This window comes from Paenarthrobacter sp. MSM-2-10-13 (assembly GCF_011605365.1).
GTDB lineage: Bacteria > Actinomycetota > Actinomycetes > Actinomycetales > Micrococcaceae > Arthrobacter.
Window position 1 is genome coordinate 197,871 of record NZ_JAAOXO010000004.1, and the last position, 14,467, is coordinate 212,337.

The 14,467-nt window shown below is 63.0% G+C and carries 15 protein-coding genes; 5 read left to right on the top strand and 10 right to left on the bottom strand.

All coding sequences use genetic code 11. The annotated features are described in order from the left end of the window. The first annotated feature begins 9 nt into the window (after nucleotides 1-9). A complete protein-coding gene (locus HAV21_RS11535) occupies nucleotides 10-732 on the top strand; it encodes a hypothetical protein (RefSeq protein ID WP_166841798.1) in 723 nt (240 codons plus the stop codon). A 261-nt stretch (nucleotides 733-993) separates the two neighbouring features. Further along, nucleotides 994-1,764: a hypothetical protein gene (locus HAV21_RS11540; RefSeq protein ID WP_166841799.1), complete on the top strand. Its 771-nt coding sequence runs from the start codon at nucleotides 994-996 to the stop codon at nucleotides 1,762-1,764. Nucleotides 1,765-1,811: 47 nt separating this feature from the next. On the opposite strand, the gene HAV21_RS11545 is transcribed toward HAV21_RS11540, so the two are convergent. Together HAV21_RS11545 and HAV21_RS11550 are read right to left on the bottom strand one after the other, a co-directional pair. Continuing rightward, on the bottom strand, nucleotides 1,812-2,519 hold the full coding sequence (locus tag HAV21_RS11545) for a redox-sensing transcriptional repressor Rex (protein WP_166841800.1): 708 nt from the start codon (nucleotides 2,517-2,519) through the stop codon (nucleotides 1,812-1,814). Between the two features lie 76 nt (nucleotides 2,520-2,595). Beyond that, the gene (locus HAV21_RS11550) at nucleotides 2,596-2,850 is read right to left on the bottom strand and encodes a glutaredoxin family protein (RefSeq protein ID WP_142938093.1); all 255 of its coding nucleotides are present in this window, start codon (nucleotides 2,848-2,850) and stop codon (nucleotides 2,596-2,598) included. Nucleotides 2,851-3,015: 165 nt separating this feature from the next. On the opposite strand from HAV21_RS11550, the gene HAV21_RS11555 reads away from it, so the two are divergent. After that, on the top strand, nucleotides 3,016-3,879 hold the full coding sequence (locus tag HAV21_RS11555; RefSeq protein ID WP_142938092.1) for an HAD-IB family hydrolase: 864 nt from the start codon (nucleotides 3,016-3,018) through the stop codon (nucleotides 3,877-3,879). 115 nt (nucleotides 3,880-3,994) lie between these two features. Then, nucleotides 3,995-4,957 (top strand): DUF559 domain-containing protein, encoded by a 963-nt coding sequence (locus tag HAV21_RS11560; protein ID WP_166841801.1) that lies wholly within the window; start codon nucleotides 3,995-3,997, stop codon nucleotides 4,955-4,957. A gap of 135 nt (nucleotides 4,958-5,092) precedes the next feature. On the opposite strand, the gene HAV21_RS11565 is transcribed toward HAV21_RS11560, so the two are convergent. The 4 genes from HAV21_RS11565 to HAV21_RS11580 form a co-directional block, all read right to left on the bottom strand. Further along, a complete protein-coding gene (locus HAV21_RS11565) occupies nucleotides 5,093-5,191 on the bottom strand; it encodes an AURKAIP1/COX24 domain-containing protein (RefSeq protein WP_003792170.1) in 99 nt (32 codons plus the stop codon). Nucleotides 5,192-5,355: 164 nt separating this feature from the next. Next, on the bottom strand, nucleotides 5,356-5,568 hold the full coding sequence (locus HAV21_RS11570; protein WP_017199160.1) for a helix-turn-helix domain-containing protein: 213 nt from the start codon (nucleotides 5,566-5,568) through the stop codon (nucleotides 5,356-5,358). Between the two features lie 154 nt (nucleotides 5,569-5,722). Continuing rightward, the gene (locus HAV21_RS11575) at nucleotides 5,723-6,859 is read right to left on the bottom strand and encodes a 3-deoxy-7-phosphoheptulonate synthase (RefSeq protein WP_166841802.1); all 1,137 of its coding nucleotides are present in this window, start codon (nucleotides 6,857-6,859) and stop codon (nucleotides 5,723-5,725) included. A gap of 220 nt (nucleotides 6,860-7,079) precedes the next feature. Continuing rightward, the gene (locus tag HAV21_RS11580) at nucleotides 7,080-8,099 is read right to left on the bottom strand and encodes an acetylxylan esterase (RefSeq protein WP_166841803.1); all 1,020 of its coding nucleotides are present in this window, start codon (nucleotides 8,097-8,099) and stop codon (nucleotides 7,080-7,082) included. Between the two features lie 264 nt (nucleotides 8,100-8,363). On the opposite strand from HAV21_RS11580, the gene HAV21_RS11585 reads away from it, so the two are divergent. Continuing rightward, a complete protein-coding gene (locus HAV21_RS11585) occupies nucleotides 8,364-10,481 on the top strand; it encodes a DUF6807 family protein (RefSeq protein WP_166841804.1) in 2,118 nt (705 codons plus the stop codon). 69 nt (nucleotides 10,482-10,550) lie between these two features. On the opposite strand, the gene HAV21_RS11590 is transcribed toward HAV21_RS11585, so the two are convergent. The 4 genes from HAV21_RS11590 to HAV21_RS11605 form a co-directional block, all read right to left on the bottom strand. Beyond that, nucleotides 10,551-11,825, bottom strand: coding sequence for an MFS transporter (locus tag HAV21_RS11590; protein WP_166841805.1), 1,275 nt, complete (start codon nucleotides 11,823-11,825; stop codon nucleotides 10,551-10,553). A 104-nt stretch (nucleotides 11,826-11,929) separates the two neighbouring features. Continuing rightward, nucleotides 11,930-12,571, bottom strand: coding sequence for a Poxvirus protein I5 (locus tag HAV21_RS11595; RefSeq protein ID WP_166841859.1), 642 nt, complete (start codon nucleotides 12,569-12,571; stop codon nucleotides 11,930-11,932). Nucleotides 12,572-12,593: 22 nt separating this feature from the next. Then, nucleotides 12,594-13,517, bottom strand: coding sequence for a carbohydrate ABC transporter permease (locus tag HAV21_RS11600; RefSeq protein WP_166841806.1), 924 nt, complete (start codon nucleotides 13,515-13,517; stop codon nucleotides 12,594-12,596). Next, on the bottom strand, nucleotides 13,514-14,464 hold the full coding sequence (locus HAV21_RS11605) for a sugar ABC transporter permease (protein WP_166841807.1): 951 nt from the start codon (nucleotides 14,462-14,464) through the stop codon (nucleotides 13,514-13,516). The genes HAV21_RS11600 and HAV21_RS11605 overlap by 4 nt, the downstream gene beginning before the upstream one ends. Between the last annotated feature and the right edge of the window lie 3 nt (nucleotides 14,465-14,467).

Here is a 14,467-nt window from a genome sequence, read left to right on the forward strand (position 1 = left end):
AGTGATGCCATGAGTACCCCAGACGAAACACCACAGCCACAGCAGCCCGGCGCTCAGCCTCCGCAGCCCGGCAATGTTCCTCCTGCGGGTCCCCAACCTCCGCAGCGCGGCGACGTCCCTCCCTCCGGCTACCAACCGCCCCAGGGTTACCAGCCACCGCAGGGTTACCAGCCGCCGTCGCAACCCGGCCAATACTCACAGCCCGGACCGGCCCAGCCCGCACCCGGCCAGCCGGGTTTCCACTTTGAAATGCCCACTGACGGACCGCGAAACTTCAACGACGTCATGCCCCAGGGCGGCTTCTCGGGAATGTTCAAAACCCAGGGCCTGCCAACGGAACTGAAGGTTTCCTACTTCATCTGGGTGATCTCCGGTCTCCTGGGATTGTTGTTTGGCCTCATCGCCTTCTTCGCGGTGATCGCCGCCTTCGCGTTCGCTCCAGGATTCGCTGCCATCGCACTGATCCTCCTACTCCTCACCCTGGCCGTCTCTGCCGCCCAGGTGGTCCTGGCCATGAAGATGAAGGAAGGCAAAGAGTGGGCACGCCTCGCCCTGACCATCCTGGCCGGCATCTCCCTCCTGCTGGCCATCTTCGGCGCAGCGAGTGGCGGCGGCTCAGGGATGGGCCTGGGTGGCAACTGGTTCGGCTTCCTGGTCAGCGCCGTAGCCGTGGTACTGATGTGGCTACCTAATTCACAGCTGTGGTTCAAGGCGGTCAAGGGCCACGCCTGACACGTACCCAGCTGCCGCCGTCGGGCGTTTTCGACGCAAATGCAGGCTGAAGGCCGCGGTTGAATCCCCAGGGATCCCGCGGCCTTCATCATGAAGGCGTAAGCCCACATGATGATTTTTCCCGCCAGCTGTAAATACCTGCGTGTGATCGTCTGCAGCGCAAGGACCTGGAGGTACGGTGGTAGCAGAACCACGCTGGGGGCAGGGTCGTTTTGCTGATCCCGGCGGCCGCACCAGCAGTCGAACAAGCAAAGGAATGCCATGAGCAACCCTCCGTACCCGCCGTCAAACCCGGGCGACACTAACCAGCCCGGCACAAACGGCTCCCAGCCCCCGGCACCGCAGTACGGTCAGCAGTCCCCCTCCGCACCTCAGTACGGCCAGCAGTCCCCCGCCGCGCCGCAGTACGGCCAGCCCGCCGCGCCGCAGTACGGCCAGCAGTCCCCCGCCGCACCTCAATACGGTCAGCAGGGCTCCCCGTATGGTCAGCCTCCCGCAGCTCCGCAGTACGGCCAGGGCACCAACTGGCCAAGCCAGCAGCCCGGACCCACCACCGTCCCGCAGATGGTCAATTACGCCTTCTGGATGATCATCGCCGCCGGAGTTCTGTCCGCCATCAGCTCGATTATCCTGGCCACCACCGGTGCGGATGCCTTCATCAATGCCATGAACCAGCAGGCGGCCCAGCAGGGTACCGATTTGCCTGAAGGGTCCATGGAAGGCATGCGTGGCGTCATTGGCGTCAGCGCCATCGTGGGTGCCTTCATTTCCCTGGGCCTCTACGCACTGGTTGCCTTCCCTGTCCGGAAGGGCAAGAACTGGGCAAGGATCCTGGGCACGGTCTTCGCTGCCATTTCTGTTCTGGGCCTCACCAGCTTGTTCCAGTTCGGTGCCACCTACGGCGTCCTGCAGCTCATTGTGATCCTGCTGGGTGTTGCCGCGATCGTTCTGCTGTACCTGCCGGCGTCGGCGCCGTACTTCCGCAAGGCACAGCCTTTCGGCAACCCGTACCAGAATCCGTACGGGCGCTAAACACCCACGCTTCCGAGCAGTACACGCGGGCGCGGACCCGGCGAAGGCTAAACAGCCTGGCCCGGTGTCTGCGCCCGCTGTGCGTGGTAGGCAAGGATCTGTAGCTCGGTTGCCATGTCCACCTTGCGGAGGTTGACGTGCGGCGGGACCTGCAGCAGTACCGGGGCGAAGCTGAGGATGCTCCGGATGCCTGCGGCAATGACGCGGTCGCACACGGCTTGGGCCACCGTGGCAGGCAGGGCCAGCACCACCATGTTGGTGTGGGTCCGTTCCAGGACCCGTTCCAGCTCGGCTGAGTCACTGACCCGCAACCAACCCACTTCATTGCCGATCACCATGGGGTCAGCGTCGAAAATGGCTACGACGTCGAAGCCTCGGGACTCGAAGCCGCCGTACCGGGCGAGGGCTTTGCCGAGGTTGCCGGCGCCCACAATCGCCACCTTCCAGTCGTGGGTCAGCCCCAAGGCTGCTGCTATGTGGCGGCTCAGGTTCTGGACTTCGTAACCTACGCCGCGGGTCCCGTAGGAACCAACGTAGGAAAGGTCTTTGCGGAGCGTGGATGAGCTAACGCCCGAGGCTTCCGCCAGTGCTTCAGAGGAAACCCGTTCAACGCCTTCGGCCAGAAGAGAGTTGAGCGCACGCAAATAGAGGGTCATCCGGGCCACGGCCGCGGGCGGGATCTGCTTGGCGGCAGGCTCATAGTCTCCGGTTGTGGCTTCCGGGGACGGTTCCAGCGCAGTCACGGTATTCTCCATTGCGTCGCTTTGTTGTTCCACTCTATGACCCTCGGGCGGACTCAACAAAAGCCATTACCTGCGGGTAACCCCACCCTCAGCCCTCCAGGACTTTCTTCAAGGTCCGGGTAAGTCGCTGCTCGTCGATCTTCCAGAAATCGCGCTGGATACCGTCCACCAGCACCACCGGGATCTCCTCTGCGAACCGCTCCTGCAGTTGGGGGTCGCCGTCAATCTTCTGCTCGGTCCACTGAACGCCAAGACTTTTTGTGACACGCTCGACGGCGGCACGAGCCTCCGTGCAGAGGTGGCAGTCAGCTTTGGTGAGGAGAACGACGTCGGGAATAGCCATGTCTCAAAGGTACCGGCCCCACGCTCTCTCACATCCCACCCCCTTCCGGCCGTCCCTCTCTCACATCCCATGCCCGTCCGGCCAACGCTCTCTCACATCCCACGCCGTGGGTGACGCCACCGTGCGTCCTCAACACTGGCCCCGGTGATTGACTAGACTCAAAGCATGCCCGAGGAGAAGAACGCCGCCGTGGTCGCAGATGCCTTGGTGCAGCAGGACGCCGTACAGAGGGACGCGGCCAAAAAGGACATGGCGCGGAAGTACGCTGGCGAGGCCGCTTTTTTCGATGTCGACAATACGTTGATGAAAGGTGCCAGCCTCTTCCACGTGGCTCGCAAAATGTATGAGCGCAAAGCGTTCACTCTTTCGCAGGCCGCCGGATTCGCCTGGAAGCAATTCAAGTTCGTCATGCGCGGCGAGAACATGGAAGATGTCCATTCGGTGCGTGACTCCGCGCTGACACTTGCTGCGGGCATTACGGTCGAGGACATCAAGGCCTTGGGCGAAGAGGTCTACGACGAAATGATCGAGTCGCGGATCTGGCCCGGAACCAAGGCGCTGGCCGACCAACACCTCCGGGTGGGCCGTAAAGTGTGGCTCGTGACTGCCACGCCCATCGAAGTGGCCACAGTCATCTCCACCCGGCTCGGTCTGACCGGCGCCCTGGGCACCGTGGGCGAGGTGGACGACGGCGTGTACACGGGGAAGCTTGTAGGCGACATCCTGCACGGACCTGCCAAGGCGATCGCTGTCCAAATCGTTGCAGATCGCGAAGGGCTGGACCTGGACCATTGCTGGGCTTACAGCGACTCCGCCAATGACATTCCCTTGCTCACCATGGTGGGACATCCAGTGGTCATCAACCCGGATGCAAAGCTGCGCCGGCATGCGCGTGAAAACAATTGGCCCGTTTACGATTTCCGTTCCGGACGCCGCGCCGCAACATTCGGCCTCAAAGCCGCGACCGTCGGCGGAGCCGTCTACGGTCTATGGCGCGGATTCGCGAAATTCCGCGGCCCCCACGTCTAACGCTCTCTCACATCACGCGCGCCTAAACCCAGCGCTCCCTCACATCACGCGCGGGCCTCACACAGCCTGTGGATAACTTCCGGTGCCTTCAACGTATCTGGGCAAGAATGCCGGTATGAAGAACTTCACGCCGATTCCTCCGCAACTGACGGTTGCACCCTTCACTCTCGACGAGGCCGAGGTTGCGGGCCTCAAGCGATCGCACCTAAGGAACCGAACCAAGATTGATGGCGTTAGCCGAGGTGTTTATCGACCTTCCGACTGGAATTTCGACCTGTCAGCGGCTGCAAGAGCGCTCTCAGCTGCAACTCCTGGCGCTTGGATTTCACATGTAACGGCCGCGAGGCTACATGGATCCTGTCTTCCGCCTTGGTTGTCGGACTCCAACGAATTGCATCTCAGCAAGCCGAGGCATCTCCCTTCAGTTCGGCGCAAGGGAGTGATCGGGCACACGGTAGTCGCCTCCGAGGACGAGATCGAGTTTGTCCGTGGCATCTGGATCAGCACTCGATCGCGGACTTGGTTGGATCTCGCAAGACGCCTTCCGGTCCCCGACCTCGTCTGCATGGGCGACGAACTCATCCGAACTCCCAGGCTGGAGTTCGAAGAACGCGATACACCATTCACTACACTTGAGGCGCTCCGCAAAATGGTGGATAGGCACAAGAATCTCCAGGGTGTGGTTCGGGCAAGAGAAGCACTCGACCTCATGCGCGTGGGCGCCGACTCCGCACCCGAGTCGCTACTCCGCTTGGCGATGCTGGACGCTGGTATTCCCGAACCGGAGCTGCAGGTACAGCTCCGGCCGGGCGACCCGTTCTCCCCGTCCGCGGACCTGGGCTTCCGCGATCGGCGAGTAGCGATACAGTACGACGGCGGCCATCACCTTGAGCAGGAACAGATATTTAGCGACCGGCGACGCGACAAAGCATTCGAAGCAGCAGGTTGGACGGTCCTTAAGTTCGGAAAAGATGACCTGGCGGACCATTTTTCATCAGCCATTGGGAAGATTAAACGCGCTCTGAGATCAGCCTGGCAGGATCCCGCCGTCAGCTCAGGCTTTTCCCGCAGGACGTGAGAGAGCGACCGGAAAAACCCCGCGGGACGTGAGAGAGCGACCGGAAAAACCCCGCGGGACGTGAGAGAGCGACGGGGGTGCAAAAATGCCCGCCACCTCGAGAGGCAACGGGCATTCACGCTTGATGAAGTATCTCTACTTCTTATTGCGGCGCTGGTGGCGAGTCTTACGAAGCAGCTTGCGGTGCTTCTTCTTGGCCATACGCTTGCGGCGCTTCTTAATAACTGAACCCACGAAAGTTCCTTACAAACTAGAAGTTCCTGTCTGTTGGAACCGATCCGCGGAAGCAGACAGTACAACTGACAGATTCTTACATTGACGTAAAACGTTCCTTAACAGAGTACCGCTTCAAAGAGGCACCCTGTGACCACGGTCCGGAGGACGGACTGCGGCAAGTCTCAGGCGGTCTCGGATTGTCCGTCCACCACAGCACCCTTGAGGTACTGGGCAACAGCCTCTTCGGGAACCCGGAAGGAACGGCCGAACCTTACAGCGGGCATCTCTCCGGAGTGAACCAGGCGGTACACGGTCATTTTGGAAACGCGCAGGACGTCGGCCACCTCGGCCACCGTCATGAAACGCGCATTCGAGAAGTTAGTCTCCGCGGACATTTCCCATATTCCTTTGCTCTCAGACGATAGGACACCCCCAGTGGAACGGTGTGCCGATGCTGAGCCATCAAACAACCATGTGCTAGATACTCTAGAGGCTGATGGGGCCAATGTGAAAGAGCCAGCGACACAGATCTGCCCGGCGTTACCGGGACTACGCCGCGACCACCGCGCGACGCTTGCGTGCCGAGGCCGCGAGCTGATCCAAAACCGAGGCCGTGACGTCCCACTCCATGCAGGCATCCGTAACGCTCTGGCCGTACACCAGCTCCTGCTCCCCGGAAAGCTGCTGGGCGGTATCCAGGTTCTGCGCCCCGCCCACAAGGAAGCTTTCCAGCATCACACCGGCAATCGGCGAGGTCTCCCCTGCTTCCAGCTGCGCACCGATTTCCAGTGCAACCTCGGCCTGGCGGTGATGGCTCTTGCCACTGTTGGCGTGGCTGGCGTCCACGATCAGGCGAGGGTTGAGGCCCTTGGCAGCAAGCTTGCCCGAGGCCGCTGCGACGTCGTCGGCAGAGTAGTTGGGACCCTTGCGTCCGCCCCGGAGGATCACGTGGGTGTCGGGGTTTCCGGAGGTCGCTACGAGAGCTGCCCGGCCGTCATCGTCGATTCCCAGGAAGGCTTGCTCAGCGGCGGAGGCGCCGCACGCGTCGATGGCCACCTGGAGGTCGCCGTCGGTGCCGTTCTTGAAGCCGATCGGCATGGACAGACCGGAGGCGAGCTGGCGGTGGATCTGGCTTTCGGTGGTGCGCGCACCGATGGCGCCCCAGGAGACGAGGTCCGCCATGTACTGCGGGCTGATGGGTTCCAGGAACTCGGTGGCCGTGGGCAGGCCCAGGGCGGTGACCTGCTTGAGGAAGCCGCGGGCGGCGCGCAGGCCTGCGGCGATGTCGTGGCTGCCGTCCAGGTGGGGATCGTTGATGAGGCCCTTCCAGCCGACGGTGGTGCGGGGCTTCTCGAAGTAGGTCCGCATCACGATCAGCAAGTCTTCCTTGTGCTTCTCGGCCTGGCTGACCAACCGGCGGGCGTATTCGAGCCCGGCCTTGGGATCGTGGATGGAGCACGGGCCCACAATCACCAACAGGCGATCGTCCACGCCGTCCATGATGGCGCGGACCTGGTCACGGCCGCGGTCGACGACGGCAGCTGAGCGGGCGTCCAGCGGCAACTCGGCGATGAGGTCCTGGGGCGCCGGAAGCGGTTCGAAACGGGCCACCCGCAGGTTGGAGGTGGCGGGCTGGGCGGAATCAGCCGGGTGGAGCGGTGTGGGTTCTACAGCGATGCTGGTCATGTCTGGGTCCTGTTCCGGGATGCGGAGCGGGCCCCTTTTCAGAACCCGCCGGATATGGCGAAGGGCAGAGAGTAATCTCTGCCCTGTTGGCTCTGAAGGAAAGTTGGATGCGTGTCAGTTAGACGCGGGCCCCTCCAGAGCCAACGAAAAATACGCATACCAACGGTTTGTCATAGCCACACCATAACCGCGGTTCTTCATCGCGGGCAAATCGCTTCCATCAAGATGACAGTAGTTTGCGCAGGAACTGCAGCTGCTTGATCCAGTGGTGTTCCTGCCCGCCTTCGTGGTTGTTGAAGCGGTAAACCTCGATGTCCTTCTCAACCCCGCCGATGCGTGTGCCGAAGCCAGTGCCGTAGCTGTTGTAGCTCGCGAACACCGTTGACGGAGGGCAGATGTCATCCATTTGCGCAGCGGAGAATAGAGCGGGAACTGTAGCGGCACGGCCCAAGTGCACGCCGTCGAAGTAGTTCAGCACTGCCAGCATGGGCTCATACTTTTCGCGGTGCCGGCCCAGGAATCCGGCAATCTCGGGGTACGGGCCACGCGGGCTGATGTCGATCGCGCGGGGGAAGTCCTGCAGGAATGGGACGTCGGGCAGCGCGGCGATGACGCCGTCGAGCCTTCCAGCGGTCAGCCCGGCAGCGGCAACAGTAATGCCGCCACCTTGGCTCACGCCGGTAAGGATTACCTGTGAAGGGTCGACGGCGGGATGGTTCTGTGCCGCTTCTACCGCACGGAAGGCGTCCACATAGACCCGGCGGAAGTAGTAATCGTCCTGGTGCCCGGAACCACGGGTCATGAGCCCGGCGTAATTGACCTCGCCCGCCGAGGGGTGTGGATCCGGGGTGTCTCCGGAGACGCCGCCATAGCCTTGGCCGCGGGTGTCCATGATGAAGTGCGCGTACCCGGCCTGGGCCCAGCGGGTGTTCTGGTTGACCAGGCCGCGCCCGCCTGAGTAGCCGATGTACTCCACCACCACGGGAAGCTGCTCCCCCGGCTCAAGCTGTGACGGCACGTGCAGCCAGCCCTTGATGCGGTCTCCCCCGAAGCCGGAGAACGTGACATCGAAGGTGTTGATCACGCTGAGGTAGTTGTCCACGGGTTCGAACACGGCATTGAGCGGGAGCGCCCGGGCCTCAGCGATGGTGCGATCCCAGAAGTCACTGAGATCGGCTGGTGCTACGGCCGTGGAGGAGTAGGTGCGGAGCTGGTCAAGGGGGAGGTCGAAGAGGGGCATGGTCCATTCCGGTTCGGGTGGGTCTGACTGAGCTGGCTGAGCTGCTGGAGTCGAAGGCTGATTGAGGACATCCTACGTCATGAGAGGCTCTAATGGTTGCTCAATTTGAATCGTTACATTTCGAGGCGGATCAGGCTAAACTAAACACAGCCAACCACGGGAAAGCGCTTGCTGAGGTGTAGCCTAAACCCGCCCGAACACTTTTGTGAAGACCCAAACGACGGCGTCACGCGCCATCGTCGCCGCGCCAGCCGAGGAGAGCCCATGGACACCAAGTCCGTCAGTAGCCCAACACCCAACAGGCCTGCTTCGACCGGGACTGCAGCGTCAACCGGGCCTGCCGGCGCCGCTGGACGTGCCACTGGGCCCGCCACTCCCCCCGCCCGAATCGCCCTGGTGGGCGTGCACGGCTTCGGCACGCACCATCTCCGCAACCTGGAGCGGCTAAGCAGCCAGGGCCTGGTGGACCTTGTTGCCGTGGCCGACCCGAATCCGCCGGCACCCGGAGCTTTGCCGGCCACCACGGCAGTGCATGCCAATCTGGACGAACTGCTGGCCGGCGAGCATAGACCGGACGTCATCATCGTGGCAACTCCCATCCAGACCCACGCCCCGTTGGCGCTGTCCGTTCTTGCTTCCCAGGCTGATCTTTACTTGGAGAAGCCCCCGGTTGCCTCGATGAGCGACTTCCTCCGCCTCCAGGAAGCGGCGGCAAAGGCTGGCCGCAGCGTTCAGATCGGTTTTCAGAGCCTCGGATCCCATGCCTTGGCAGCGTTGGAGAAGCTGGCCGGCGGGGATGCGGCGGAAGAGTTGCCGGGTATCGGCACTTTGAAGGGGATTTCCGCTACGGGACGCTGGGTCCGGGATCGGGCCTATTACAAGCGGTCCCGCTGGGCAGGCAAACGCAGCCTCGACGGCGTGGATGTGGTGGATGGCGTGGCGACCAATCCGCTGGCTCATGCGATTGCCACCGCACTCCGCATTGCCGGAGCCAGGGAAGCAGCGGATCTGGTATCCGTGGACACCGATCTCTACCGCGCCAATGACATCGAAGCGGACGACACCTCTGTGATCCGCATGCGGACCATCAACGGTTTGCCCATCACCTGCGCCCTCACGCTGTGCGCCACCGAATCCGTGGAACCGTATGTCACGCTCCACGGCACTGAAGGCACGGCAATATTCCACTACACGGAGGACCGGGTGACGGTCCGCACCGAAGCGGGCGAAACCGCTCACACGTTCGGTCGAGACGATCTCACGGAGAACCTCCTCCAACACCTGTCCCACGGCACGCCGCTGCTCAGCCCACTCGATCACAGCGGCGCCTTCATGAAGGTAGTGGAAGCCATCCGAACAGCAGAGGCACCTGCGCTGATTCCCACGGAATGCGTGAATTGGGTAGGAACGGGCGAGCAAGCCCACGCAGTGATTCCGAACATTGAGGACATCCTGGAACGCGCCACCCGCGCCCACGCTACCTTCTCCGAGTTGGGACTTCCTTGGGCTCTGCCGGTCACCGCTGGTGCCGAGGCACTCTTCTCCCCTGACGTGGACGCCAACGCTGACGCCTCCAACAACAGCGCCGCCGTCCTGCGCTCCGGAAGCACCCTCGAGCCGGATCTCTCCCCGAGGCCCTACTTGCACCCGGTGACCACACAAGCCGGCGTGGTGGTTACGGATCACTTGCCCTCAGACCACGTATGGCACCTCGGCGCAGGATTTGCCCTGCAGGACGTCAACGGCAGCAACTTCTGGGGCGGCCGCAGCTACCGCAGAACAACGGGCAGGTACGTGGACTTGAAGGACCACGGCAGGATCGAAACGGCGAGCATCTCCCGGGAAAAAGACCACACCACGCTTGACCTCAGCTGGCTCGCAGCAGACGGTGAACTGGTCCTGAAGGAAAGCCGTTCCCTGAGCCGCACGCCCCTGGACGCCCGCACATGGCGACTCGACATTCAGACCCGGCTTACCGCCGTCGTGGATGTTTCGCTGGGCAGTCCCGGTTCGCATGGGGCTGCCGGCAGCGGCTACGGCGGATTCTTCTGGCGGCTTCCAGTCTGTACCGCCCCGCGCGTCTTCTCCTCCACAGCCGAGGGTGAGCCGTCCGTGCACGGCTCGGTGGCGCCGTGGCTCGCTTGGACGGGAGAGTTCGACGGCGGCCCTGCCACTTTGGTGTTCGGCGCACCTTTGGAGTCGGCGGACCCGTGGTTCGTTCGGTGCAGCGGCTACCCCGCAGTGGGTTCGGCGCTGGCGTGGGACACCGCCGTAGAACTGGCCGCAGGTGACTCGATCACCCGGACCAACACGGTGTGGATCAGCGACGGAACGTTGGACGCAGCGGAGATCGAGGACCTGGTGGGCAGCGTCAGGATGTAGCGCGCTTGTCCGTCCTCGTCACTTTTCATCAACAGGGAGGACGGACAAAAGCCGCCTTGTGGGGGGTGGCTAGGCGCGCCGGCGAGCCGAGTAGAGCCACAGCAGCAAGCCAATCACTGCCGCCGACACCATGCCCAGTGCGCCCGTGACAACCAGTCCCGCCCGGACCCCAAAGTCTTCTGTAAGCCAGCCGGCCAGCAAACCGCCCAAAGCATGGCCACCCAGCAGGAGCGGGAAATACAGGGCCAGAACCCTGCCACGCACGCTGGCGCCGGCCTCGAGCTGCACCGCCGTTGCCGCGCTCGTGAGGAACACCAGGGTCATGAATCCCACCACAATGAGCATCACCACAAACCACTCCTGGGTGGGCATCACGGCAGCGAGCGCTTGCGTCAGGCCGAAAAGCCCGGCGCTGGCCACAATCCCTTTTCGTCCAAAGCGTTTGATGCGCGTGGCCACCAGCGCACCTGCCAGTGCGCCCAAGGCGCTGACGGTATTGAAGAGCCCAAAGCCGGCAGGTCCGCTATGCCACACTCCGTCAGCGAACGCGGCGAGGACTACGGGCCCGTTCATGCCAAAGGCACCCAGTAAGCCAGCAAGCAGCATGGTCAGCAGCAGGGGCGGACGAGCGATGACGAAGCGGAAACCGGCCAGGATCTGGCCACGCCGGGCACCCGGCTCAGTGGGCGGGTGAGAATGGTGCAGTTCGCCGGGCCTGATGGAGGCGATCATCACCAGGACCGACACCCCTATCAAAGCGTTGGCCGCGAAAGCCGCTGCTGAACCGGCCTGGGCAATGACTACCCCTGCCAGAGCGGGGCCTGCCATGGCCCCCAACTGCCCTATTGCGCTGTTAAGGCCGATTGCGGCGGGCAGTCCGGCGTCGCCCACTACCTCGTTGACAAAGACCTGCCGTGCCGGTCCATCGATCGCACTGGTGATTCCCAGGGCTATGCAGGACGCATAGACCACCCAGACGTCCGTGCCGCCCGTCGCGTTCCACACAGCCAAAGCTGCGGCCAGCAACGCGGCGACGGACTGGCAAACCAGAAGGATGCGGCGTTTAGGGAACAGGTCCACCAGCACTCCGCTGATTGGACCCACCACCAGCATGGGCAGGAACTGGAGTGCAACGGCGACACCTACGGCGGCCGGACTCCCCGTGAGCTGCAGCACCAGCCAGTCCTGGGCGAGGCGTTGCATCCACACCCCGCCACTTCCTACAAGGGAGAGAGTGACGAAGATCCGGTAGTTGTGATGCCTCAGCGGGTAATGCCAGCTTTCCGTGGATCGGGCACGCGGGGCGGTGGATTTGGGGCGCAGTGGGAACGGGCGCGGCGACACGGAGTGTTCTGCTCGATTCAGCGGGCTGGGACGGATTCTTGTGGAGTTTTTGTACAGCTGATGCCCTTAAGGGCGCTCCTAAAGGGCATTAGCTGTACAAAAACTCAGCGACTGGCGCGGATTTTGATGGCTGCTGCGGCCAGGATCAGGGTCCCGGGGACGATCACGAACAGGGCCTGCAGCATCCACACGAAGACCACCGTCATGAACACGGCCGCGAGCAGCAGCAGGGATCCGGTCCAGTCGCGCAGCGAGTCGGCCTTGGCATTGGCATACGCGGCAGCCCAGCGCTGCGGGCCGGGAACGTCGGCGGATTGTTGGCCGGCGTCGCCGCTCCAAGTCACGCTCCCGCTCCAGTTGGCGGCGATACGCAGGAACAGCACAGCACCTGCAGCGGCGAGGATCAGCGTGGCGGGCAGGATCGCTGCCCGGCCGGGCAGTTGACCTACCAGGGCGAGCAACAGGTTCAGGACAATCACGACGGCGGCTGCCGCCGTCGTGATGCCGATCTTCCAACTGCCGGGCAGCGCACGGCGGAAATTGCCCCACAGGCTTCGCAGGGAATCGTCCCTGCCGCTGAGGTGCCTTTCCAGGTGCGCGACGCCGGCCGCGTAGGCAGCCGGCGCCGTCACCAACGGCACGGAAAGGAGGAGCACGATGACTCCGGCCAGGATGGTCTCGGCGAAGAGGGCAAAACGGTTGACCGGAATCCCGGGGTTCCCCGAGGACTTTCCTGTGGCGTTCATAGTGCTCATTCTCTGCTACTCCTTAACCCTTGAGACCCTGGGTTGAGACGCCTTCGACGATGTAGCGCTGGAAGACCAGGAAGAAGACCAGCACGGGCAGGAGCGCCAGGACGGACATGGCGATCATGGCTCCGTAGTCCGAGCTCTGGGTCTGGTCCACGAAGAGCCGCAGCGCCAGGGGTAGCGGGTATTTGTCCGGAGTGTTCAGGTAGAGCAGCGGGCCCAGGAAGTCGTTCCAGCTCCAGATGAAGGAAAAGATGGAGGTGGAGATCAGGGCCGGTTTCATCAGGGGCAGCATGATCGATCCGAAGATCCGGACGTGCCCGGCGCCGTCGATGCGGGCGGCTTCGTCGAGTTCGGCCGGCAGGCCGCGCATGAACTGGACCATGAGGAACACGAAGAACGCATCCGCGGCCAGGAACTTGCCGATCAGCAACGGCACGTAGGTGTCCACGAGGCCAAGCTGCTGGAACACGATGTACTGCGGGATGATCACCACGTGGAAGGGCAGCAGCAGGGTGGCGATCATCATGCCGAAGAACAGCCCACGGCCGGGGAAGTTGATCCGGGCGAACGCGTAGGCCGAGATGGACGCCGAGAGCACAGTACCTACGACGGCGCCGACGGCCAGGATCAGCGAGTTGGTGAAGAACGTCAGGGTGGAGACCCCGCCGATGCCTTCCATGGCGGTGGCGAAGTTATCGAAGCTGAAGTTGTTTGACCACAGCGCGTTGTTGGCGCCGCCGATCTCGGAGTTCGGCTTGAACGCCGCGGAGATCATCCACAGGGCCGGGTAGAGGACCATCGCCACCAAGCCCAGGGCCACGATGTGGAAGATGGTGCTCTTGATCCGTTTGACCGTGGTGGATTCGGACTTCGGGTTATAGACCGGCGCCGGGGTGGTTGTTGTTGGTTGGTTCTGGGTGGGGGTTGCCATGGTTGTCACTTTGCATCACCGCTGTAGTGGACCCAGGACTTGGAGGTCTTGAAGAAGATCAGCGTGATGATGCCGACCACGATCACCAGGAGCCAGGCCATCGCCGAGGCGTAGCCCATCCGGAAATCGGAGAAACCGCGCAAGTACAGGTAGAGGGTGTAGAAGAGGGTGGATCCTGCCGGGCCGCCTTCACCGTTGGAGATGATGTAGGCCGAGGCGAAGATCTGGAAGGCGTGGATGGTTTCCATCAGCAGGTTGAAGAAGATCACCGGGGAGAGCATGGGCCAGGTGATGTTCATGAACTTCCGCACCGGGCCAGCACCGTCCATCGAGGCAGCCTCGTACAGGTCCGCCGGGATCTGCTTCAGGCCGGCCAGGAAGATCACCATCGGGGCGCCGAACTGCCACACGGTCAACAGGATCATCATGCCCATGGTCATGTTCGGGTTGCCCACCCAGCCGCCAAGGTTGATTCCGAAGAAGGACAGGCCTTGGTCCACCGGGCCGGAATCGCCAAACATGGCCTTCCAGACGATCGCGATGGACACCGATGCGCCGATCAGGGACGGGGCGTAGAACGAGGACCGGTAGAAGCCCTGGCCTTTGCGTTTGCTGTTGAGCAGCATCGCGATCGCCAACGCCGCCGCGAGCTTCAGCGGAGTACCGAAGACCACGTACTGCATGGTCACGCCCACCGACTGCAGGAACCGTTCGTCCTGGAAGAGGCTGACGTAGTTGTCGAAGCCGATCCACTTGGGGGCATCGAAGAGGTTGTAGTTGGTGAAGGAAAGGTACAGCGAGGAAATCATCGGGCCTACGGTCAGGGCGATGAATCCCAGCAGCCAGGGCAACAGGAACGTGTAGCCGGCGCGGGCGTCCGCCCCGCGCCGGCGCGATTTACGCGGCGGCGTGGGAGCGGAAGCGGTGCGCCTGCTCAGGGTTGGGCTTTGAGTCACAGG

Bases quoted from the DNA above. Each gene is read 5' to 3' on its own strand.
- HAV21_RS11580 (WP_166841803.1), bottom strand. From the start codon at position 8,099: ATGCCCCTCTTCGACCTCCCCCTTGACCAGCTCCGCACCTACTCCTCC.
- HAV21_RS11540 (WP_166841799.1), top strand. From the start codon at position 994: ATGAGCAACCCTCCGTACCCGCCGTCAAACCCGGGCGACACTAACCAG.
- HAV21_RS11545 (WP_166841800.1), bottom strand. From the start codon at position 2,519: ATGGAGAATACCGTGACTGCGCTGGAACCGTCCCCGGAAGCCACAACC.
- HAV21_RS11595 (WP_166841859.1), bottom strand. From the start codon at position 12,571: ATGAACGCCACAGGAAAGTCCTCGGGGAACCCCGGGATTCCGGTCAAC.
- HAV21_RS11550 (WP_142938093.1), bottom strand. From the start codon at position 2,850: ATGGCTATTCCCGACGTCGTTCTCCTCACCAAAGCTGACTGCCACCTC.
- HAV21_RS11570 (WP_017199160.1), bottom strand. From the start codon at position 5,568: ATGTCCGCGGAGACTAACTTCTCGAATGCGCGTTTCATGACGGTGGCC.
- HAV21_RS11560 (WP_166841801.1), top strand. From the start codon at position 3,995: ATGAAGAACTTCACGCCGATTCCTCCGCAACTGACGGTTGCACCCTTC.
- HAV21_RS11575 (WP_166841802.1), bottom strand. From the start codon at position 6,859: ATGACCAGCATCGCTGTAGAACCCACACCGCTCCACCCGGCTGATTCC.
- HAV21_RS11535 (WP_166841798.1), top strand. From the start codon at position 10: ATGAGTACCCCAGACGAAACACCACAGCCACAGCAGCCCGGCGCTCAG.
- HAV21_RS11555 (WP_142938092.1), top strand. From the start codon at position 3,016: ATGCCCGAGGAGAAGAACGCCGCCGTGGTCGCAGATGCCTTGGTGCAG.
- HAV21_RS11585 (WP_166841804.1), top strand. From the start codon at position 8,364: ATGGACACCAAGTCCGTCAGTAGCCCAACACCCAACAGGCCTGCTTCG.